20 protein-coding genes and 1 tRNA gene are annotated in these 22,682 nt (G+C 33.8%); 18 read left to right on the forward strand and 3 right to left on the reverse strand.

Annotated features, from left to right (window positions below; genetic code table 11):
* Positions 1–153 precede the first annotated feature (153 nt).
* The 6 genes from tsaD to E5D58_RS07565 are packed head-to-tail and all read left to right on the forward strand — an operon-like array spanning position 154 to position 5,405.
* Complete coding sequence (gene tsaD / locus E5D58_RS07540; protein WP_136481241.1) at positions 154–1,176, forward strand: tRNA (adenosine(37)-N6)-threonylcarbamoyltransferase complex transferase subunit TsaD; 1,023 nt, start codon at positions 154–156, stop codon at positions 1,174–1,176.
* A gap of 13 nt (positions 1,177–1,189) precedes the next feature.
* Entirely contained in the window at positions 1,190–1,894 is a 705-nt protein-coding gene (locus E5D58_RS07545; protein ID WP_136481242.1) for a 16S rRNA (uracil(1498)-N(3))-methyltransferase, read from the forward strand.
* A 1-nt stretch (position 1,895) separates the two neighbouring features.
* Positions 1,896–2,549, forward strand: coding sequence for a DUF4159 domain-containing protein (locus E5D58_RS07550; RefSeq protein ID WP_136481243.1), 654 nt, complete (start codon positions 1,896–1,898; stop codon positions 2,547–2,549).
* Between the two features lie 19 nt (positions 2,550–2,568).
* Positions 2,569–3,075: a TrmH family RNA methyltransferase gene (locus E5D58_RS07555; RefSeq protein WP_136481244.1), complete on the forward strand. Its 507-nt coding sequence runs from the start codon at positions 2,569–2,571 to the stop codon at positions 3,073–3,075.
* A 55-nt stretch (positions 3,076–3,130) separates the two neighbouring features.
* A complete protein-coding gene (locus E5D58_RS07560; RefSeq protein WP_136481245.1) occupies positions 3,131–4,219 on the forward strand; it encodes an AI-2E family transporter in 1,089 nt (362 codons plus the stop codon).
* Positions 4,220–4,226: 7 nt separating this feature from the next.
* Entirely contained in the window at positions 4,227–5,405 is a 1,179-nt protein-coding gene (locus E5D58_RS07565; RefSeq protein WP_136481246.1) for a THUMP-like domain-containing protein, read from the forward strand.
* A 4-nt stretch (positions 5,406–5,409) separates the two neighbouring features.
* Here the strand turns inward: E5D58_RS07565 and E5D58_RS07570 are convergent, their stop codons facing one another.
* Positions 5,410–5,868, reverse strand: a complete 459-nt coding sequence (locus E5D58_RS07570) for an RNA methyltransferase (RefSeq protein WP_136481247.1) — start codon at positions 5,866–5,868, stop codon at positions 5,410–5,412.
* Between the two features lie 96 nt (positions 5,869–5,964).
* Between E5D58_RS07570 and E5D58_RS07575 the strand changes: the two genes are divergently transcribed.
* Positions 5,965–7,026, forward strand: coding sequence for a DUF4421 family protein (locus E5D58_RS07575; protein WP_136481248.1), 1,062 nt, complete (start codon positions 5,965–5,967; stop codon positions 7,024–7,026).
* Between the two features lie 37 nt (positions 7,027–7,063).
* Here E5D58_RS07575 and E5D58_RS07580 read toward each other — a convergent pair.
* Together E5D58_RS07580 and E5D58_RS07585 are read right to left on the reverse strand one after the other, a co-directional pair.
* Positions 7,064–7,137, reverse strand: a tRNA-Arg gene (locus tag E5D58_RS07580).
* Between the two features lie 205 nt (positions 7,138–7,342).
* Positions 7,343–8,971 (reverse strand): sodium/sugar symporter, encoded by a 1,629-nt coding sequence (locus E5D58_RS07585; protein WP_136481249.1) that lies wholly within the window; start codon positions 8,969–8,971, stop codon positions 7,343–7,345.
* Positions 8,972–9,129: 158 nt separating this feature from the next.
* Here E5D58_RS07585 and E5D58_RS07590 point away from each other — a divergent pair, with 158 nt between their 5' ends.
* From E5D58_RS07590 to E5D58_RS07640, 11 genes are all read left to right on the forward strand, one after another.
* Positions 9,130–10,122, forward strand: coding sequence for a GntR family transcriptional regulator (locus E5D58_RS07590; protein ID WP_136481250.1), 993 nt, complete (start codon positions 9,130–9,132; stop codon positions 10,120–10,122).
* Between the two features lie 11 nt (positions 10,123–10,133).
* Positions 10,134–11,024 (forward strand): aldose 1-epimerase, encoded by an 891-nt coding sequence (locus E5D58_RS07595; protein WP_168796656.1) that lies wholly within the window; start codon positions 10,134–10,136, stop codon positions 11,022–11,024.
* A gap of 10 nt (positions 11,025–11,034) precedes the next feature.
* A complete protein-coding gene (galK, locus tag E5D58_RS07600; protein ID WP_136481252.1) occupies positions 11,035–12,183 on the forward strand; it encodes a galactokinase in 1,149 nt (382 codons plus the stop codon).
* 20 nt (positions 12,184–12,203) lie between these two features.
* Positions 12,204–13,226, forward strand: a complete 1,023-nt coding sequence (locus tag E5D58_RS07605) for a UDP-glucose--hexose-1-phosphate uridylyltransferase (RefSeq protein ID WP_136481253.1) — start codon at positions 12,204–12,206, stop codon at positions 13,224–13,226.
* Between the two features lie 150 nt (positions 13,227–13,376).
* Complete coding sequence (locus tag E5D58_RS07610) at positions 13,377–14,108, forward strand: hypothetical protein (protein WP_136481254.1); 732 nt, start codon at positions 13,377–13,379, stop codon at positions 14,106–14,108.
* Positions 14,109–14,203: 95 nt separating this feature from the next.
* On the forward strand, positions 14,204–15,793 hold the full coding sequence (locus E5D58_RS07615; RefSeq protein WP_136481255.1) for a hypothetical protein: 1,590 nt from the start codon (positions 14,204–14,206) through the stop codon (positions 15,791–15,793).
* Between the two features lie 430 nt (positions 15,794–16,223).
* Positions 16,224–16,781 (forward strand): DUF2975 domain-containing protein, encoded by a 558-nt coding sequence (locus tag E5D58_RS07620; RefSeq protein WP_168796657.1) that lies wholly within the window; start codon positions 16,224–16,226, stop codon positions 16,779–16,781.
* The gene (locus tag E5D58_RS07625; RefSeq protein WP_136481257.1) at positions 16,778–16,990 is read left to right on the forward strand and encodes a helix-turn-helix domain-containing protein; all 213 of its coding nucleotides are present in this window, start codon (positions 16,778–16,780) and stop codon (positions 16,988–16,990) included. Before E5D58_RS07620 ends, E5D58_RS07625 begins: the two co-directional genes overlap by 4 nt.
* Before the next feature lie 206 nt (positions 16,991–17,196).
* Positions 17,197–18,342 (forward strand): pepsin/retropepsin-like aspartic protease family protein, encoded by a 1,146-nt coding sequence (locus E5D58_RS07630; protein WP_136481258.1) that lies wholly within the window; start codon positions 17,197–17,199, stop codon positions 18,340–18,342.
* Between the two features lie 886 nt (positions 18,343–19,228).
* On the forward strand, positions 19,229–20,626 hold the full coding sequence (locus tag E5D58_RS07635; protein WP_136481259.1) for a right-handed parallel beta-helix repeat-containing protein: 1,398 nt from the start codon (positions 19,229–19,231) through the stop codon (positions 20,624–20,626).
* 503 nt (positions 20,627–21,129) lie between these two features.
* Entirely contained in the window at positions 21,130–22,329 is a 1,200-nt protein-coding gene (locus E5D58_RS07640; protein WP_136481260.1) for a serine hydrolase domain-containing protein, read from the forward strand.
* The last annotated feature ends 353 nt before the right edge of the window (positions 22,330–22,682 follow it).

The following is a 22,682-nucleotide window of genomic DNA, read 5'->3' on the forward strand; positions in this document are numbered from 1 at the left end:
TATTTTTAGTAGTATTTTAAGAAATTTCTTGATAGGGCCTAAAGTTATAACTTTATATAAGAATAAACTACATTTGCAATTACGAATAACATGCTGAATTGCATGCTTTCATTAGTTTTCAAAATTAACAATTATTGTGCCTAAAATTTATTAATGGCTTCACAAAATATTTATATTCTAGGGATAGAATCATCATGCGACGACACGGCAGCATCTGTTATTTATAACGGACGTATTTTAAGCAATGTTGTTGCCAGCCAAAAAATACATGAAGAATACGGTGGGGTGGTTCCGGAATTAGCCTCAAGAGCACACCAGCAAAATATTGTTCCTGTGGTGTCGCAAGCTCTTAAAAAAGCAAATATTGACAAATCGCAGTTAAGTGCCATCGCATTTACTCAGGGACCAGGGTTAATGGGAAGCCTGCTTGTAGGAACGTCTTTCGCCAAATCTTTGGCCTTTGGACTGAATATTCCGTTAATCGATGTAAACCACATGCAAGCCCATATTTTAGCTCATTTTATTGACGAAAAAGGTTTTGATAAACCAAGTTTTCCTTTTTTAGCCATGACCATTTCTGGTGGACATACACAAATAGTGCAAGTAACAGACTACTTCGACATGCAAGTTATTGGTGAAACCATTGACGATGCAGTTGGTGAAGCTTACGATAAGAGCGGAAAGGTTTTAGGTTTAGGTTACCCTGCGGGGCCAGAAATTGATAGACGAGCTCAACTTGGAAACCCAAAAGCTTACAAGTTTACAAAACCAAAGGTAAATGGCTTAGATTTTAGTTTTTCGGGTCTTAAAACGGCTATTTTATATTTTATTCAAAAAGAAACTACGGCAAATCCGAACTTTATTGAGAACAACTTAAATGATATCTGTGCTTCAATTCAATACACGATTGTAGGCATACTGATAGATAAACTAAAATTAGCCACCAAACAAACAGGCATTAAGAAAATCGCCATTGGTGGTGGGGTTTCGGCCAATTCGGGAATAAGAAAAGCATTAAAAGATGGTGAACAAAAATTTGGCTGGACAACCTATATTCCTAAATTTGAGTTTACAACAGATAATGCTGCAATGATTGCCATTGTTGGATATCTTAAATATTTAAATCAGGATTTTGCTAATCAAAACATAGTAGCTTCTGCTCGATTAAAAATATAAACCCCGTTATTTTATGCAACTGTTTTATAACGCTAACATAACAGAAGAAACTACCCAATTCACTTTTCAAAAAGAGGAAAGCAAGCATATTATAAAGGTTTTAAGAAAATCATCTGGAGATGTTCTACACATTACCAACGGCAAGGGGTGGCTATTTACAGCAGAACTAGTGATTCCCAACATCCATAAAAGTGTCGCTAGAATTGTTTCAAAAGCATTGCAGCCAGAGCGGGGCTATAAACTTCATCTCGCTGTTGCCCCAACAAAAATGAATGACCGCTATGAATGGTTTCTAGAGAAAGCTACAGAAATTGGCATTGATAGTATTACTCCAATTATTTGCGATCATAGCGAACGCAAAGTTATTAAACCAGAACGTTACGATCGTATTTTGCAATCGGCCATGAAACAATCTTTAAACTGCTATTTACCCAAGTTAAATCCAGCCATATCTTTTAAGGACTTTATGTTTCAAAATGTGTCTGGAAACTTGTTTATTGCGCATTGTGAAGAAACCAGTAAAAAGACTTTAAAAGAAATGCTTGATCCTCAAGAAGATATAACCATACTTATTGGTCCTGAAGGTGATTTTTCTGCTAAAGAAATTAATTTAGCGCTTGCAAATAATTTTATTCCTGTAACTTTAGGTCCAAATAGATTACGAACAGAAACAGCTGCTATTGTAGCTTGCCATTCTGCAGCCTTTATTAATGAATAGCATGAAGAGATTTGCGCCTTATCTAGTTGTATTAATGGTTTGTATTTTAACAACTATGTTGAATGCCCAAGAGCTCGCCATATTAAAGTATAATGGCGGTGGCGATTGGTATAGTAATCCTACCGCCTTACCCAACCTTATTAAGTACTGCAACCAAAATATAAACACCAAATTAGATCTTAAACCACAAACTGTTGAAGTATCTAGCCCAGATATATTTCAATACCCATTTACTCATATGACTGGACACGGTCATGTATTTTTTAGTGATTCTGATGTAGAAAATTTGCGTAACTATTTAATATCTGGAGGGTTTCTACATATAGACGACAACTATGGTATGGAACCCTATATAACTGCTGAACTGAAGAAAGTGTTTCCAAACAAAGCGTTGATAGAAATCCCAACAAGCCATGAGATATTTAATATTGCTTTTAAGTTTCCCGAGGGCTTACCTAAAATTCATGAACATGATGGCAAACAACCAAAAGCTTTTGGCATTTTTCATGCAGACCGATTAATCCTATTATTTACTTATGAAAGTGATTTAGGGGATGGTTGGGAAGACCCTGAAATACATAATGACCCAGAGGATGTTCGAGAGAAAGCCCTTAAAATGGGAGCCAATATAATAAAGTACGCTTTTGAAAATTAAGAACTAAGGTTATTCAAGTTTGCAGCTAGACCATTATAATACCAAATTCAAAAAAAAAACATTTCCAATCACAGTAGTTTGTGACCAAGTATCAAATGCACCAAATATTGGAAGCCTTTTTAGAATTGTTGATGCCTTCGGTATAGAAAACATTATTTTTTGTGGAAAAGGAGTTAATCTTAATCGTAAAACAGCAAAAACATCTCGAGCAACAGAGAAAGTGGTCAATTATGAACTTAACAAGGAAGCTCTTGAAGTGACGCATAGTTTAATAAAGGATGGCTATAAAATAATTGCCTTAGAAATAACTAAAAACAGTAAACCTCTTCATAATTTTAAGGTTTATAAGGATACGCCACATGCATTACTAATTGGTGATGAAAACTTTGGAATTTCAGATGAATTACTCAAGCTAGCAGATGACATTATTCATATCGATATGTATGGCCAGAACAGCAGCATGAATGTAGTTCAGGCTACTAATGTTGCCTTGTACGAGCTTACAAAACAATTCCTTAAAAAGTAATTTCTATCTTTCACCATAAATAACTAGTTTTACTACTACATAAAACAAAAGCATATTGGAATCTAAAACCATAGCAAACGGCATATTAAGAGCTATTGCTGTTATTCTCGGGATAGCATTACTCTTGTTCTTTTTAAATAAAATACAATCTGTAATTGGCTATATAGCTATTGCTGCGGTTATCTCCCTAATAGGAAGGCCTATCGTAAGGTTTTTAGAGCACAGATTAAAGTTTAAAAACACCATTGCTGTTGTGGTTACTATGGTTATTCTTTTAGGCTTGTTTACTGGCTTAATTAGTTTATTCATTCCACTAATAATTCTTCAAGGCAAGAACTTATCACTTTTAAACATTAATGAACTTCAAGGCAATATTGAAAATTTATATTCAGAGATTGTCAATTATTTTAACCTATACCATATTAATATTGAAAAGTCTCTGAATGCTTCTAGTTGGTTTTCTCAACTAGATTTATCTCATATTCCAGAATTTTTGAATTCGTTTATTAGTGGATTGGGAAGCTTTAGTATTGGCTTATTTTCAGTATTATTCATTTCTTTCTTTTTTTTAAAAGACAGTAAGCTTTTTGAAAATAGTTTGCTAACTATTATTCCTGATAGTAAAGAAACACGATGGAAAAGCTCGTCTAGCAAAATTAAAGATTTACTATCAAGGTACTTCGTTGGCCTTATTTTCCAAATTCTTATCTTATTTATTATCTACACCATTGGATTATCCATTGTAGGCGTAGATAACCCCATCGTTATAGCTTTTTTATGTGCTTTACTAAACCTTATTCCGTACGTAGGCCCTGTTATTGGAGCAGTCCTTATGCTCACATTAACCATGACAAGCCACTTAGGAGAGTCTTTTAGTAATGTTATTGTTCCTAAAACGCTTTGGGTATTGCTTGTTTTTGGTATTGGCCAATTGGTGGATAACTTTTTTAGTCAGCCCATTATTTTTTCCAAAAGTGTTAAGTCACATCCCTTAGAAATCTTTCTAGTTATTTTAATTACCGGCATTTTATTTGGTGTTATTGGTTTAATTATGGCAATTCCTGCTTATACAGCAATTAAAGTTATTTTAAAAGAATTTCTATCGGATAATAAAATTGTTAAAAAACTTACTAAGGACCTTTAAATTTTTTTTGAAGCGTTTACTTTTAAATACAGAGATTCAAAACTTTATAAATCAAAATTTAGAATCGGATATTTCAAAATTGATTTTGAAAGGCGCTCCTTTTCCCAAAGTTGACATTAAAAGCATTGTTGAACAAATTGAAGCTAAAAAACGATGTCGCTCAAAACTACCTACTTGGTTTACTACTAAAAATATCTTTTATCCCAATAGATTAAACATTGAACAAACTTCTTCTGAAATATCTGCAAACTATAAAGCTAAACTAATCAATGGACATAGTATTATTGATATAACTGGTGGTTTTGGAGTAGATTGTTTTTACTTTTCAAAATATTTTAAAACGGTTAAGCACTGCGAAATTAATCCATCACTTTCGGACATTGTAACGCATAATTTTACACAGTTAGGGGTTAAAAACATTGAAACTATTTGTAGTAATGGTTTGGAGTATTTAGAGCAGTCAAACAAAGAATTTGACTGGATTTATATAGACCCTTCTAGAAGGCACGATACAAAAGGTAAAGTGTTTTTCCTAAAAGATTGCCTACCTAATGTACCCAAGCACCTTAGATTTCTATTCAGCAAAACTAAAAATATAGCTATAAAAACGTCTCCGCTGCTAGATTTATCCGTTGGTATAGAAGAACTAAACTTTGTTAAAACCATTCATATTATAGCTATAAAAAATGAAGTAAAAGAACTGCTTTGGATTTTGGAAAAAGATTATGTTGGCCCTATTGGTATTGAAACTGCTAATATTAAAAACGATAGTACCGAACACTTTTCTACCCTATTTAAGAAAAAACCATTTTTCCCTCTAGATTATGAGCTTCCAAAATCTTTTCTATACGAGCCCAATGCTGCCATTATGAAAGCTGGTGCATTTGATGTTATCCCTGAGCAATTGCAAGTAAACAAGTTGCATAAACACACGCATTTGTATTCCTCAGATACTTTAATGGCGTTTCCTGGTAGACGATTCAAAATAGAAAATGTAATTCCCTACCACAAAAAAAACATGAAACATCTTAACATTAATAAAGCCAATATAACCACCCGAAATTTCCCAGAAAGTGTTCAAGTAATTAGAAAAAAATTTAAAATTAAAGATGGTGGTTCTACATATCTATTTTTTTGTACCAATATGAATGATGAAAAAATAGTTTTAATAACAACTACATTATAGTTTATTATGACCGTGGCTTGCTTAACCCCCTATCATACATAACAATAGTACCAGCAACAGATACGTTTAAGCTGAGTTTAGATTTAAACTTGACTAAAAAATGTGATGCCTCAATGGCTTGCTTGGATAAACCATGATCTTCAGCTCCCAACAAATACACACAGCGTCTCGGATGAGAAAACGTTTCTAGAGACTGCGCATCATTGGTAAGCTCTACGCCAACAATTCTGGCTCCTTTTGGTAAATTTTTATGAAAATCATCAAAGGTATCGTAATGAAAATAAGGCATTGATTTTACAGCATTGTGGGTGTCGCAGGCCTGTTTAGCGTACCTATTTCCAATGGTAAAAATAAAACTAGCCCCCATGTTTTGAGCCGATCTCCATAGCACTCCAAGGTTTTCTGGTGTTTTCCCATTTTGAATTCCGATTCCAAAAAATTCATTGACAAAATTATCATTCATAGGTGGTAAAAATAAAAAGAATTACAGTATTAGCAGAGCTACTTTAGGCTTTTCATTTATATTTATAATTTTGAATCAACCAACTAAAACCTGTTAATGAGATTTTTTTTAGTCTGTTTATGCACACTATCTATGACGTTTGTTGGCGTGGCACAAAAGATGAGAACGTATGATCTTGACATGCAAAAAAAACATGCGGAAATAAAAGGGTACGATTCACTTTACAGAGTAAACTACTTTGAGAATATCATCATAAAAACTGAGTTTTCTTCAGATATTAGAGAAATAGAATTCAAGAACGGGGCAACAGGCAATAGAATTAGTTTAATTCCAATCTCGGAATATCAAATTGGTGCAACCGTAGATTATAAATGGATTGCTTTTGGACTAAGTTTCACGCCTAAATTTCTTATGAATCCAGACTTCGTTGATGAACTTGAAAAAAGCAGTTCGTTAGGACTTACCATTAATTTCTTTTACTCCGATAGATGGCGACAAGAGTTAAGTTATAGAGCTTTTAAAGGGTTTTATACCGAAATTGAGTTTAACGATCAAGGTCTTCAAAAAAACGTTGCTCTTAACGATACCGAATACGAATCCTTTGAAGGAAGTACTTATTTTATAGTCAATAAAAATTTTTCTTTTAGAGCCCATTACGCCCAAACGGAGCGTCAGCTTAAAAGCGCTGGTAGCTTGATTCCTAGACTTAAATATGGATATAGTAAAACTAATATTGTGTTTAATGACGGTCAATTTTTGAATGAAATTAGTCAATTGAATAATTTTTATGTGATTGCACAAGCGGGATACTTATATACTTTTGTTCTCAATAAAAAATGGTTTGCTTCCCTAGGCATGCACCCTGGTATAGGCTATAGTTATAACGAGTTGCAGTATAATGATGCTACTGAATTACCTACAACAACATTCAACAGTTTAACTTTTGCTTTAGACGGTGAAATAGCATTGGGCTATAATGCCTATCGATGGTTTTTTGGTACCTCGCTGAATTTTAGAAACAGTAACTACACTAACAATCAGGAAGATGAATTCAATAATCTTTCGGACTATTTTAAAGTATATTTGGGCTACAGATTTAACGATAATAAACCCATGCGAAAGTTCTTTGGTTGGTTTGAGGACACCTTCGGTTTTTAAAACAAAAAACCCTTACTAAATTTAGTAAGGGCTTTTGTGATCGCGACAGGATTCGAACCTGTGACCGTCTGCTTAGAAGGCAGATGCTCTATCCAGCTGAGCTACGCGACCTGAACAGAAACATTTTTATTTTCCGGTGCGCAAATATAAAATTAACTAGACACCCCACCAAAAGAAATGTTTATAATTTTTATGTTTTTTAATGAATTAATCATGACGACTTTATATACAGGATATTACTATCTGGTATGACTATAAAAAGACAAGTATCATTACGTATGATGCTTGTCTCTTTTGCTACTTAATTATCTAATAACTACCAAAACAAAGCATATAAAATGGCTAGTATTATACAAACTATAAACGCCCCAGTATTGAACAAAGGCGATGTTTTAAACAAGTCAGAGTTTAAATCAATACCCTTAGGATCTTCAGCACCTTTATTCTGAATATTACTTAAAACGATAATAATGACCATGGTTAAAATTGTTGTAATCCCCATTTGATGCATCCATGGTTCAAACACGGATATAGGAAGAAACTTAAGCCCTAATGCTATAGGAATTGACAAAATTGCTCCCCAAATAGCTGCATTGTTTGTTGTCTTTTTCCAGAATAATCCCAATAAGAAAACAGCTAGTATACCTGGACTTACTATACCTGTATACTCTTGAATAAACTGAAATGCTTGATCAATTCCTCCTAATAAAGGCGCCATGATGCAAGCTATTACCAAAGCAATAAAAGCAGAGATTCTTCCGGTATTTACCGTAGCCTTGTCACTGGCATTTTTATTAATGTATTGCTTGTAAATATCCATGGTAAAAATTGTTGATGTAGAGTTTAACATGGATGCCAATGATGATACAATTGCTGCTGCCAGTGCTGCAAAAGCAACCCCTTTGAGTCCAACAGGTAAAAATTGTAGTAGCCATGGATAAGCCTTATCTGCTTGATCTACTGATGGCATATTAAGCATTCCAACCTCACCGAGATTTGCCATAATAGAAGGATCATTAACCATAACATAGGCCGCAATACCAGGTACCACTACAATTAATGGAATAAGTAGTTTTAAAAATGCAGCCAGTAAAATTCCTTTTTGAGACTCTCTTAACGATTTCGCTGCTAAAGTACGTTGGATGATATACTGATTGAAACCCCAATAATACAGATTAGCAACCCATAAACCACCGATAAGCACCCAAATACCAGGTAAATTCACATAATTATCATTGGTTTCTTCCAAAATCATATGAAACTTTTCTGGAGCTGCCTCCCAAACTTGAACAAAACCGGCCATAACGCCTTCTCCGCCCGACACAGTATTTAATGCTAAATAAGTTGTTACTAAACCTCCCAAAACCAAAAACACGACCTGAATAACGTCGGTCCAAGCCACAGCCGATAAGCCCCCATATAAGGAATACGCTGCAGCAAATAATGCTAAACCTACAATGGCATACATCATATCTACACCCATAATAGTTTCAATGGCTAAGCCTCCCAAATACAATACTGACGCCAGATTTACAAAAATGTAGAGCGCCAACCAAAACACAGCTAATATGGTTTTTAAATTTGTTGAGAAACGTTTTTCAACAAACTCTGGAATGGTATACAACCCCTTCTCTATAAAAATTGGTAAAAAATATTTCCCTACAATAATTAAGGTCAATGCTGCCATCCACTCATATGAAGCAATAGCTATTCCAAGTGCAAACCCTGAACCAGACATTCCAATAAATTGTTCTGCCGAAATGTTGGCCGCAATTAAAGATGTACCTATAGCCCACCATGGTAGAGATTTACTAGCTAGAAAATAATCTTCGGCATTTTTTTGGTGCCCTTCCTTATCTCGTGACACCCATAGCCCTACTCCTAGAATTAATATAGCGTAAGCCACAAAGACAATATAGTCCCACATTTCAAATCCTGCTGTCATAATTTTATTAAAGTTTAGTTGGTCATTAACAAACCAAATATAGATATTTAAATTGGAAGGCCTATATCTCAATTGCCTTAAAAAATGCTTCAAGCTGCAAAAAAAACAAACTAGTAGGGTCTAGTATGGTTTAACTAGTTTTTAATACTTTTGTAAACATGATAGAGGTAAAAAAAAACATAGGTATTCCTAAATACAAGCAAATTATTCAGTCTATTGAATTAGCTATTGCATCTGGAGTATTAAAGAAAGGAAACCAAATACCTTCTATAAACAGCATAAGAGACGATTATAATTTATCCAGAGATACTGTTTTAATGGCTTTTAACGAGCTAAAAAACCGTGGTATCATTCAATCGGTTGTTGGAAAAGGATATTACGTATCTAGCGAGGCCATACAGGTGAAACAAAAAATATTTTTACTTTTTGATGAGCTAAATGCTTTTAAAGAAGACTTGTATAACTCATTTTTAGAACATCTAGGAGACCAAATTAAGGTTGATATCTATTTTCACCACTTTAATGCTAGCTTGTTTAACAAACTAATTCAAGACCATGTAGGAGACTACAATCACTACGTTATCATGCCGGCCAATATAAATAATGCATCCTTAGCTATTAAGGCACTGCCGCAGGATAAAGTTTATATACTAGATCAATTACATGATGACCTCAAACAATACCCTGCCATATATCAAAATTTTGAGAAAGCTATTTATGACAACCTAAGTCAAGTGATACAAGAAATAGGGAAATATCAAACCTTAGTTTTAGTATTTTCTGAAGCAAAACAGCCACAAGGTATCAAAGCTGGTTTTTTAAAATTTTGCCAGAAAAACAGTCTGTCTTTTAAAGTTATTGATCGTGTTACAGACCAAGCATTGGAAAAAGGACGCCTCTATATTACTTTAGAAGATAAAAGCCTGCTTATTATTTTAAAAAGCATGAAAGCCAGAAGTTATACACTTTCTAAAGACATTGGCGTCATTTCTTTTAACGACACCCTACTTAAAGAAATAGTTGAAGGTGGTATAACAACCATTTCAACAGATTTTAAAAAGATGGGACAAGAATTAGCTATCATGATTTTAAATAAACAAAAACTTAAGATAGAAAACCCGAACCATTTGATTATTAGAAATTCAATATAAAAAAACAAGAAGTGTACAACATTTACCACCATCAAAACTCTAACATTTTAGAAATTACCAATTCTGAAAACAATGTTTTTGGAAAGATCCACTTGAATCAGGGTGCCAGTTTGCAGGAGCTTACATTAAATGGTCATGCCATTATTCAAGATTTATCGCCGCTGCCATATAAAAAGACCTATGCTTCATCCATTTTATTCCCTTTCGCCAATAGAATACAAGATGGCACATATAACTTTAAAGGAATGCAGCATCAATTCCCTATCAACCAAATAGAGGAAAACAACGCGCTACATGGTTTAGTTTTCGATAAAACATTTAGTATCACATCAATGGAGACTCATGAAGATTCAGCAACTATTAATCTAGAATATGAAGAATCCGAACCTTCCGAAGGGTTTCCGTACACTTTTAAGATTAAGGTTACCTACCTTTTTTTACAGAATGGATTAAGCTTAAGTTTATCCGTTAAAAATACGGCTCTAGAAGCCTTTCCTTTTACTTTAGGTTGGCATCCTTACTTTACAAGTTCTAATTTAAAAACCAGTAGTTTAGTTTTTGAGAGTGATGAAAAAATTGTTCTGGACCAGCGAAACATTACCACTGGAACCCAAGCAAACCCGACCCCAAACCCTTTAGTGCTCGATTGCAATGCCCTAGATGATTGCTGGATATTAAAATCTGATCAGGTTTTATTTCACACGCCAAAATACAGTCTTCAATTTAACACTAATGGTCAGCATAATTTTCTGCAAGCTTATATCCCTCCAAAGAAAAATACCATTGCCATCGAACCTACAACTGGAGTATCAAATAGTTTCAACAATAGTATTGGACTTCAAACACTTCAACCAAATAGCACCTATAAAATAAGATGGGATTTAAAAATATTAAACCAGTAAGTCATAAAATATGAGCTCAGAATTAATTCAATTGGTAAAGCAATCTTTTGTTGAGAGATTCAAAACAGATCCCATATTAATTTTTTCACCGGGACGCATCAATATTATTGGAGAGCATACCGATTATAACGACGGGTATGTTTTCCCTGCGGCTATTAATAAAGGAATAGCTGCTGCGATTCAAAAAAGTGATTCTGGTACCTGTACAGCTATTGCATTAGATTTAAACAGTACGGTTGAATTTGAATTAGACAAACTAAAACCTGTAAAAGAAGGTAGCTGGGAAAACTTTGTTTTTGGTGTCGTGGCCGAAATTCAAAACAGCAATAAAGCCCTTGGGAATTTTAATATTGTTTTTAAAGGAAATATTCCTGGAGGAGCTGGCATGTCATCGTCTGCAGCTTTAGAAAATAGTGTGGTATTCGGTTTAAATGAGCTTTTTCAATTAGGCTTAACTAAACAAGAAATGATTTTAATCTCGCAAAAAGCAGAACATAACTATGTAGGTGTTAACTGCGGGATCATGGATCAGTATGCCAGTATGTTTGGTATTGAAAACAGTGCGCTTCACTTAGATTGTAGAACTGTTGAATCGCAACCTTATGAGATTAATTTTGAAGACCATGAATTAATGCTAATAAATACCAACGTTAAACATAGTCTATCTGATAGCGCCTACAACGATCGTCGTTCCGTTTGTGAGGACATCTCTTCACTCCTTGGCATTAAAGCCCTACGTGATGCAACAGAAACCGATTTAAAGGCCATTGTTGATAAAGTTACCCCTGAAAATTATCATAAAGCCCTTTTTGTTATTCAAGAGAATGCAAGAACCATAAAAGCTGCAAAAGCTATTAAAAGCAACAACTTAGACAGCTTAGGGGCATTAATTTACGAATCGCACATGGGATTATCTACACAATACAAAGTAAGTTGTGATGAACTCGATTTTTTGGTAGCGCAAGCCAAAAAAAACGAACTTGTGTTAGGTGCAAGAATGATGGGCGGCGGTTTTGGCGGATGTACCATAAACCTAATTGCTAAAAACGAAACTAAAAACTTTGCCAAAGAAGTCTCTAAAGCTTACAAAAATAAATTTGGGAAAGACTGTTCGGTGTACTTTGTAAAACTATCACAAGGCACACATATTGTTAACTAAAAACCAAAAAGCATTTAATCGTGAACTTCACTGACTTACAAAACTACTCCCATAAACGTTTAAATATTTTAACTGGAGAATGGGTACTAGTATCTCCCCATAGAGCCAAAAGACCATGGCAAGGGCAAAATGAAGCCATAAATAATGATAAACGCCCAACATATGATGACACCTGTTACTTATGCGCAGGTAATACAAGAATTAATGGAGAAACAAACCCTAAATATGAAGATGTTTTTGTGTTTACTAACGATTTTGCAGCATTACAAAGTGATTCTAAAACCTTTTCTTTTGAAGATGGCCTTTTAGTAGCTCAAAGCGAAACAGGTATCTGCAAAGTTGTTTGTTTTAGTCCTGACCATTCCAAAAGTTTAGCAGACATGTCGCCTGCCGAAATTCAAAAAGTAGTTTTTGCATGGCAAAGAGAATTTAAAGAACTTGCTAGTAACCCAAAGATTAACTATGTTCAAATCTTTGAAAATAAAGGGGCGGTTATGGGATGTTCCAACCCGCACCCGCATGGTCAAATTTGGAGTCAATCTACACTTCCTAATGAAGTGGATAAGAAAAATACACGGCAGCTTCATTATTTTAATAAAAACAATAGTAGCTTACTAGGAGATTACCTTGCGCAAGAATTAGAAAACGAAGAACGCATTATTTTTGAAAATGATAGTTTTGCAGTTTTAGTGCCGTTTTGGGCCATATGGCCTTTTGAAGCCATGATTATTCCTAAAATTCAGCAAGCAAATATTCTTGAAATGACTGGTGTCCAGACCTTACAATATGCAGAGGCTATCGCAGTACTAACTAAAGCATACGACAAGCTGTTTAATACCTCCTTCCCCTATTCAAGTGGTATACACCAAGCACCAACTAATGGCGAAACTAATACCCATTGGCACTGGCATATGAGCTTTTACCCACCTCTGTTGCGGAGCGCGACGGTTAAAAAGTTTATGGTTGGTTACGAAATGTTTGGTTCACCCCAACGAGATATTACACCAGAAACCGCAGTGAACATGCTAAGAGCTTTGCTTTAAAATAAAGCTAAACACCCTAGGCACCAATGCCTGCCTTAGTTTAGTTAGTCGAGGTTGTGTGGTCTTAGCTTTTAAGCTGTTAAAGTATTCTAATTTATAAGGTATAACCCAATAAAAAGCTATTAATTTGAATTATTAATAAGCTAATAAATGAAATTCATTATTGCTTTCTTGCTTCCTATATCCATTTGGTCGCAAACCATATCAGGAACCGTATACGACAGTGAATCTACGGTTAAAGGCATTGATGTATTTAACCTAAGTCAAAAAACCATCGCATATACAGATGATAAGGGCATATTTTCAATCAATGCACGTATAGGCGATACCCTTTCATTTCATTCGTTGTTTCATAATCAAAAGATTATCAAACTTGAAGCACACCATTTTAATGAAACTTTTGTTGTTGAACTCCGTAAAACCATTAACAGGCTAAATGAAATTTTGTTGCAAAACAATATCGATCCGGCCGAGTTTAATACTATAAAACAAAAGCAGGTCATTAAAAAAAATATAGAAGGAGATTCTAAATCCAATCCACATCTTTATCAAACGTCTTCCAAGTATGGTTTAGATTTTATTAGGCTTGCAGGGATGATTAGCGAACTTCTTAAAAAGAAAAAAAAGAATCCTGAAAATCATCAAGCAAGTGCTAGCGATTTAGATTCAATTTTTAAAAAAGACACTTTTTTTAACCAGTCTCTGCTTACCCATAACCTTAAAATTCCTCCAGAAGACACCCAGTTATTCTTTAATTATTGTGCAGCGCATAATATTGACAAAAGCTATATACAAAAAGAAAACAAACTCCTTCTTTTAGAGGAATTACTAGTTTTAAGTGAGGCCTTTTTAAAGGAAAAAGAAGAAAGCTCCCAAAATTAATTTACTTTTTAATTAATTACCCCGTTACATACTAAATGATAGTTTCAAAAGTTATATTTTAGCCGATACTAAGGTTATCTATATTTGTACTTTTCATGAAACGTTGCTTCTATTTTATCATTACCATAGGTTTTTTAATGCTTTGGAGTTCTTGCCGAAAAGATTTTGAGTTTGCGCCTAGTACTGGCGGGCTTCAGTTTTCAAAGGATACCGTGTACCTTGACACTGTATTTACTAATATAGGTTCTAGCACTTATACCCTAAAGGTTTATAATCAAAGTAACAATGATATTTCTATTCCCTCGGTAAAACTGGCCTTGGGAGAAACCTCCAATTACAGATTAAGTGTAGATGGTATTGCAGGTAAAACTTTTGAAGATATTGAATTATTAGCCAATGACAGTTTGTTCATTTTTGTAGAATCTACCATAGATATTAAGAACTTCCCAAACCCCAATGGCGCGTATTTATACACCGATCAAATTGAGTTTGACTCGGGCGCCAATTTGCAAAAAGTAGAGTTAGTTACTTTGGTTAAAGATGCTATTTTTATTTACCCAGATAGAGATGAAGCCACTAAGGTTATTGAAACTTTAAAAATAACAATTAACGGTGAAGCGTTTGAAACCGATTTACAAGGACGTGAATTATTGCCCGACGAACTTACATTTACCAACGAGAAACCCTATGTAATTTACGGCTATGCAGCGGTACCTCCAAACAAAACATTAACCATAGAAGCTGGTGCCAGATTACACTTTCATGAAGACTCCGGTCTTATCGTCTTAGAAAACGCCTCGCTAAAAGTAAATGGTGAATTTAGCACCGACAAAGAACGCATGGAAAATGAAGTGATTTTTGAAGGCGACCGTTTAGAGCCCTTGTTTAGTGATATTCCGGGACAATGGGGCACCATTTGGCTGTTTGAAAATAGTAAAAACAACATTATTAACTATGCCACTATTAAAAACGCCACCGTTGGAATATTAAGTGATGGTAACCCTAATGGCTCTGGCAGTATTTTTGACCCTAGAGGCGTAACAGACAAATTAACCATAACAAACTCACAGATATACAATTCGGCTAGCTTTGGGATTTTAGGAAGAAACACCTCTATAACAGGAGAGAATTTAGTAATAAACAACTCAGGATTGGCTTCTTTTGCTGGTACTTTTGGTGGAAAATACAACTTAACACACAGTACCATAGCTAACTATTGGAGTAACAGTTTTAGGGAAATTCCAGCACTGCTCATTAATAATTTTTTATTAGATGAAGACGATACCGCCATACTTGCCGATTTAGACGCGGCTAATTTTAATAATTGTATAATTTTTGGGAATGAAGACATTGAATTTTTATTAGAAGAGATAGAAGACGATGCTGTAGTATTTAATTTTAAGTTTACGAATTGTTTGGTGAAATTTAAAGATAATAATGAAGAGTATGATGGCCCAAACTACGACTTTGAGGATACTAATTTATACCAAAGCATCTTATTTAACGAAAACCCAGATTTTCAAAACACCCAGCGCAACCAAATGGCCGTAGGAGAAGCATCGGCAGGTATTAACCAAGCAGATCCTGTATTTGCCGATCAAGTTCCGTTAGACATTTTAACGGTAAACAGAACCAATAGTCCCGATATTGGCGCATATCAACATACTACATTTTCTGAAGAGTAGTTTAGGCATACTGGTAATCTTTACAGTTATTAATGCTAAATAACACCAGAGCTTTTTTTTGGGAGGTAAGAACGTGTAAAAACCGAGGTTAGAAAGATTTAAAATAAAATCGTTTTTCGTTTGATACTTATGCATTAATAGTTAAACTGATTATGTAAGTTTTTTAACATAAAGCACTAAAATTACTTTTATATTTTACACCAAAACTTCCTATTATCCCTAAAAATTTAGATAATAAAAGGATGTTTTGTCATCATATAACTAGTTGTATGTCATTCCCGACATCAAGAGCATACCTAAAAATTAACGGTATTCAAATTGAAAATCTAATCACAGTAATATGAATTATGAGTAAAAATTAAATTTTATAATAATTACTTTATGTTTTACATAAATTTATTTATGTTTGTATAAATAAATGTTATTACTCATGAAACGAAATAAAATAATTCAGACCACATTAAACCTTAATAGGTTCACTTTTTGGTTGTCAATAGTTGTAGGGACTGCACTTATTCTTTGTATAGGTTATTTATTTATTTTTCCAGAATCGTATCCCGATATTAAAATTTTAAATGATGGAAATATTTCAACCTTTTACTTTTGTACTGAATGTGATTATACTGCAAAAAGCATCCCTATTGCGGAAGTTGGTTCGGGAATGAAAATCTGGATGCTACTGCGCCTAGCTACAATGGGTTTACTATTTATATTGATTATTAATGAAGTAAACAAAATTTTAAAATCAGTGAGAGATTATAAAACATTCCATAGTCAAAACATGTTGTATTTCAAACGAATAGCCAAATATACCTTAGCAATCGCCTTTTTTAGAACCATTAATTTTGTTGACGAGGGACAAAACGGGATAGGTTTAGAAATAGGGTTTCCCCTAGATTGGTTGCTATTTGCGTTATTCAGCCTAAGTCTTAGTGAAGTTTTTAAAGAAGGTCAACTCTTGCAAGAGGATAAAGATTCAATATTATGAGCATCGTTATAAATCTTGATGTAATGCTGGCCAAACGCAAAATGAAGCTAAAAGAACTAGCTGAAACCATTGGCATATCTGAAACCAATCTTTCACTTTTAAAAACCGGTAAGGTAAAAGGCATAAGGTTTAACACCCTAGATAGCATTTGTGAAATATTGAAATGTCAACCAGGGGATATACTGGAACACGTTTCTTCTGATTCGTGAAATGAACGCAAAGCCTAATGAAAATAGTTTAAAATGGTAAATGATAAATGTCTCAACCTCATTTTGAAGTGATGAGAAAGTACAGTTTATATGCCAAGTATTAAAATAAATAATTCTTAACGAAAATGAAACTATACTCAATTATAGCAATAATCTTATTGTTTAACGCTTGCAATCCCTCTGCGCTAAACACAAAGGAACCAGTCATGGTAAATACACTAGAAAGCCCACTAACCCTTCCTTACGAAATCATCAACGGGCTTATCGTTATTAAACTGCAAATAAACAATTCAAATCCACTAAACTTTGTTTTGGATACTGGTGCACCCATCACATGTATTTTAGAATCTGATAGGACCATTGGCTTTAAATCCCCTTTGAATGAGCATAGCAAAATTGGCTCACATACAGAAACCTATATGGAAAAGCCCGTAAAATTTATTGACGGGTTACATCTTAAAATGAACAATGATATATTTCTTAAAAACCTATCTGTAGCGCTGTGGCCTCCAGAAATGTTTTTCAAAAGCACTTCTTATGACAATGTACCCTATGATGGCATCATAGGCTATGATCTTTTGAGATTTGTAACCTTAGAAATTAATCAAGAAAACAAAACCGTAACATTACATAACCCAAAGGAAGATATTCCCCAAAACCATTGGACCTATTCAAATCTTGAGTTTAAAAATAATAAGCCTTATTGTAATATTAATTTACGGATTAAGCCTGAAGACGAAAAAATTCCACTTAAAGTACATTTTGATTTAGGAAATATGAATTACATGTGGGTAAAAACAAATCCCAGCAAAAACATAATTGCTCCAGTAGAAAAGAAAGAACAAATTATTGGTATGGGAATAGATGGCAAACCAATGATGGGAGTTTTATGGCTTGCTCATAGTTTGGAAATTGCTGGATTTACCAATTGGGCAATACCGATTAAGTATACATCCACTGGACATTCTCGCGATAAGAACAGAGTAGGACATATTGGCTTAAGAGAATTGGAACGCTTTAACTTATTGATTGACTACAATAACAAAAGACTTGGAATACGCCCTATTGAAGAGGTCTTTTCAATCAATGATACCTCCTTAAAAATGTATGAAGGAGAATATTCATCTCCAAACCTTCCTTTTACAGTTACATTAGAAGCAAAGAGAAACCTTTTATACCTTACAGCAAAGGAAAAAAATTCACTGCCTATGGTTCCTGTAAACAATTACACGTTCAGCTTCAAACCAATGCATATTTCTATAGTTTTTTCAAGAAATAAAGACGGTGAAATTGATTATTCTACACTGACCCTTAAAGAAACCAAAAGGAAATCAACATGGACAAGACTTTGACTTCAATTATTAAGATAAAAAACTTAATGAATAAAAACGAACTAAATATATTAGAAACTATGAATAGTAAATCCTTTTTCCCATCTCTAATAAACACACATTCTCTAAATGACTGATTAGTGAAATATTGCAATGTTAATCGAAGATGTACTCACAAATAAAACGCCATACAACAAATTGTATAATTCATTGCTAGTACTAGCTTACTTACTAAAGTCTGGTGGATTTTCTATTCAGTTGGTATTTGCTAATCTAGTTTCTTAACCACGCAAGGAAATCATACCCCTTACAGATGGAATACATTCAGCAAAAGCTGACCAAAATAGCTCCGCAACTGCGTTGCTCCCTCTATTTCGGTGCATGTATTTCATCGACCTACTAAACCAAATTGCTATCAGGCTTATTTAGTATGTTCAGCTCCCACTGCCCATCAGAGGAAAACATATAACATGAGTAGCTAAAACAATTTGGATCGACTAATCAAACTCCAAATACAATAAAGTGGCTCACTCACCGCATGTATTTAAGGAAAAAATGTGATAAGCTAGATGGATAATGGCTATCACGTTTCCACCTGACCGTATGCTTCACTATCTTCCACTTTTTGTATCTTCGTTTTCATAGCCGAACTGCGTTTAGCAGGTCGTTTAGTGCATATGTAAAAAAATGAATAATACACTTAAAAAATATCAGTTCACAAATTCATCATTGTACTGAAATAAATCAATATATTTACAATTGTTTTTTTGCAAAAAGCAAGAGAATGAAATATTTCTTAAGAGTATTTTTATAATACAATGAATATATCGTGATTTTAAGCGACAAAAGTATTTACTTGATATTCAAGTATATGATCTAAAATAATAAGTAGTGAATAAAAAATTTTATGACAAACAATAAGTCTAGTGCAGCATTATCAACTTACAAAAATTCAAAAAAAATAATATGCTACATCTGTGAGTTTAGCAATAAAGAATTTAAGATGATTGTCGCTATTTGTTCACTACTAATAACAGCAGCTACCCATTCTCAAGCCATAATTCACACAGGTAAAACTTTTGACGCTAACTTAGGGGCAGGAACCATACGTATAGACGCTAGCAATAACGGCTCACGCATTACCAACTGTACTTTTATCAACTACAAGAATCCAATCATCTCAATAATTGGCGCAACAGATGTTATTATTGATAACTGTAGGTTTATTGATGCCCCTGGAAGTACAATAGATAGAGATATCCATGCCATCAATATTGGTAGCGAGGGACATGATATAATCGTTCGTAACTGTACGTTTCGTGACATAGGTGCAGATGGATTCCAGTGCGGCCATTCTGGGGGAAACATCACAAACATCACCATTGAAAACAATCTCTTTGAAGTTACTAAACCTCGAACAGGTGAAAATGGTGTTGATTTAAAGCAAACCATCGGTCCAATCTACATCCGTAACAATGTGTTTAAAGGATTTAGACCTTGTGAGAAGGATAATCAACTTGGGTGTACTGGAAGTTCTGGAGAGGGACTTGTGATGCACTTAGGTACAAAAAATGTTGTTATCGAGGGCAATCGATTTACTGATTGTATAGAGGGTATTGAAATTGAAAATGCAGGTGATACTGAAGATGTAATTATTAGAAATAACATTTTTCATGATAACCTTGAACATGGCCTCAATGCAAGAGTAGGTTTTAATCTTCGCGTTTATAACAACACATTTGTAAACAATGGAATAAGACATGTTCGTTTTCAATCGAATAATATAACAGGTGCGAATAAAAACAATTTCTATGTTGGGAATGGTAGTAGTTTTGAAAATAATCAATTAGGTGGAGAAGGCAACCTTGTTATTGAAAATGTAGCAGATGCAAAATTTGTTGATGTTAGTAATCATAACTACCGCATAAAAAGTGATTCGCCAGCGATAGATGCTGGAGTAGAAGTTGGTGAAGTTACTAAAGATTTAGATGGGGAAGAACGTCCTACAGATGGCTTGTATGATGTTGGTGCTGATGAATATTTCGCATCCCTTGGGTTAGCAGATTTATCTTCAAATGACATACAGTTGTATCCGAATCCTGTAAAAAACAGGCTTTATTTTAAATTAAAAAATGATGCCTTGTTAGCAAAATTTCATCTTACAGATTTAAATGGACGAATTGTTTACCAAGCTCATTCACTTACTCAAAATTACATTGATGTAGCAAGTATTCCATCTGGAATATATTTTGGCTATTTTACGTTAAATTCAAAACTTCTTATTAAGAAAATAGTAAAACAATAACTCAGAAATAAACTTCGTCTATTAGTTAACGATTATAAAATTAGTGCCTTTCCTCCAATGGGCACTTTAATATTAAGGATATTTAAAAAAATAGATATTGGTAATTTGTAAGATTAAAATTTATAATAATCTCGAGCGGAACTTGGAGCGGAAATACAAGAATTGTATCGCTGAAATTAATGGACCTTTTTAACTCAAATTATAAGCAAGGAAATGAATTAAGGTTATTGACCAAAATACTATTGAAATAGATTTTTCTTTTGAGAAATTAAGTGTTTGGGGAATTAGTTGTTGCAAATAGAAAAAATAAAAACTGGTACTAACGTCTATATTCAATTGCTAACTCCTAGCCTACTTTGGAAAAATCCTAACTGATTTCCCATAATTATTCGCTAATTTAATGCTAAAACTACGCAACTGAAACATACACAAGAACGTTGGTACTAATTTTTAGCGCAAAGTAACATAAGAACGACTTCATCGTCTTATAGGAAACTAATCGAATGAAAAAACTATTTAAGGTGCTAATTCCTATTGGGGTTTTAATTCTATGTTACTTCCTTTTTGAACCTATTTTCTTATATAATTTTGGTAGAACGGAAATGTCAAACTTAAACGATGTTCAACCAAAAACGCTTCATACCGAACTTTTAAACAAACAAGCGGACAAAATTCTAAAGGCAGAATTTACAAAACTAAAAACACCTTCCCTTTCGATTGCCATAGGGATGAACGATAGCTTGATTTGGGCTAACTCTATTGGATATTCAGATATAAAGAACTCTATTTTCGCAAGTCAGCAAACTAAATACAGAATTGGAAGCATATCCAAGACCCTAACTTCAATCGGATTAGGTGTTTTGTTGCAAACCAATGTTCTTAAGAAGAACTCTAAGGTGAAAGAATTTGTTCCATATGTGAATGAAAAATTATCCAATTTAACAGTCGAACAATTGGCATCACATACTTCTGGAATTAGAAATTACAGCACTTGCTTGTGTTTGCCAATTTGGGAATTTTATGATAATGATAAATATAGCTCTATCAAAGAAAGTATTTCAATTTTCAATAACGACAAACTTCTTTTTGAGCCAGGTTCAGATTTTAGTTACTCAACTTACAATTACAATTTATTGAGCGCCATGATGGAAGGAGCCACTAAAACTAATTTCCTTGAATTTATGCAAAATAAGGTATTTGATCCATTAGGTTTATTGCGAACAGTACCAGGAGGAATAACCGAATCAGACGATAACACTGCAAAATTTTATGATATCGAGAACGGTAAAATAAAGGAGGCATATAAAACTAGTAGTAGCGGTAAATATGCAGGAGGCGGTTTTCTTTCAACACCATCCGATTTGGTGAAATTTGGCAATGCTGTTTTAAACAACAAACTCATTGATACAAAAACTACCGAAACTTTATTTCAGCCCGTTATATTAAACAATGGACATGTAAATGAACAAAACTATAGTTTAGGCTGGAGAAATGATATTAGCACAAATGTATTTATTGACAACCGAGAAGTAAGGATTGTCCATCACGGAGGAACTTCAATGGGTTCAACTGCAATGTTAATTTTGTTGCCAGAATATAATGTTAGCCTTGCAGTGGCAATGAATAGAAATGGAAAATCAACTGAATTGTTTGATATCACGTACAAAATAGCCGATTTATTCTTGAAAGACGAAAAACCATAGCTGATTTTTCGCAATCAAATCATTACTAAAAACTGTTGGCAATACTTAGAAAAACCAAGTACTTAATTATATTTTCAATTCCAAAGAATCAAGGATTGAGAAATTGGATCCCATAATGTTAAATCAATTTGTCAAGTAACAAATGATAAATTCGAAAAGTGAAAAAAATGAAATAAAAAATACGAAGAGTTTTCATCACCCTTTACTTTCCGAATGGTGTGGTTAAATATCAAGCAACAGCAATTCCTATACCAGACTTATAGAACAAATACAGTGAAAAGTAAACAGAAATACAGCAATACCGTATTCATTCTTTAGTAAATAACAGGTAATAGAAAATATCCCAAACTGGA

This window comes from Cognatitamlana onchidii (assembly GCF_004804355.1).
In the GTDB taxonomy this organism is placed as follows: Bacteria; Bacteroidota; Bacteroidia; order Flavobacteriales; family Flavobacteriaceae; genus Cognatitamlana; species Cognatitamlana onchidii.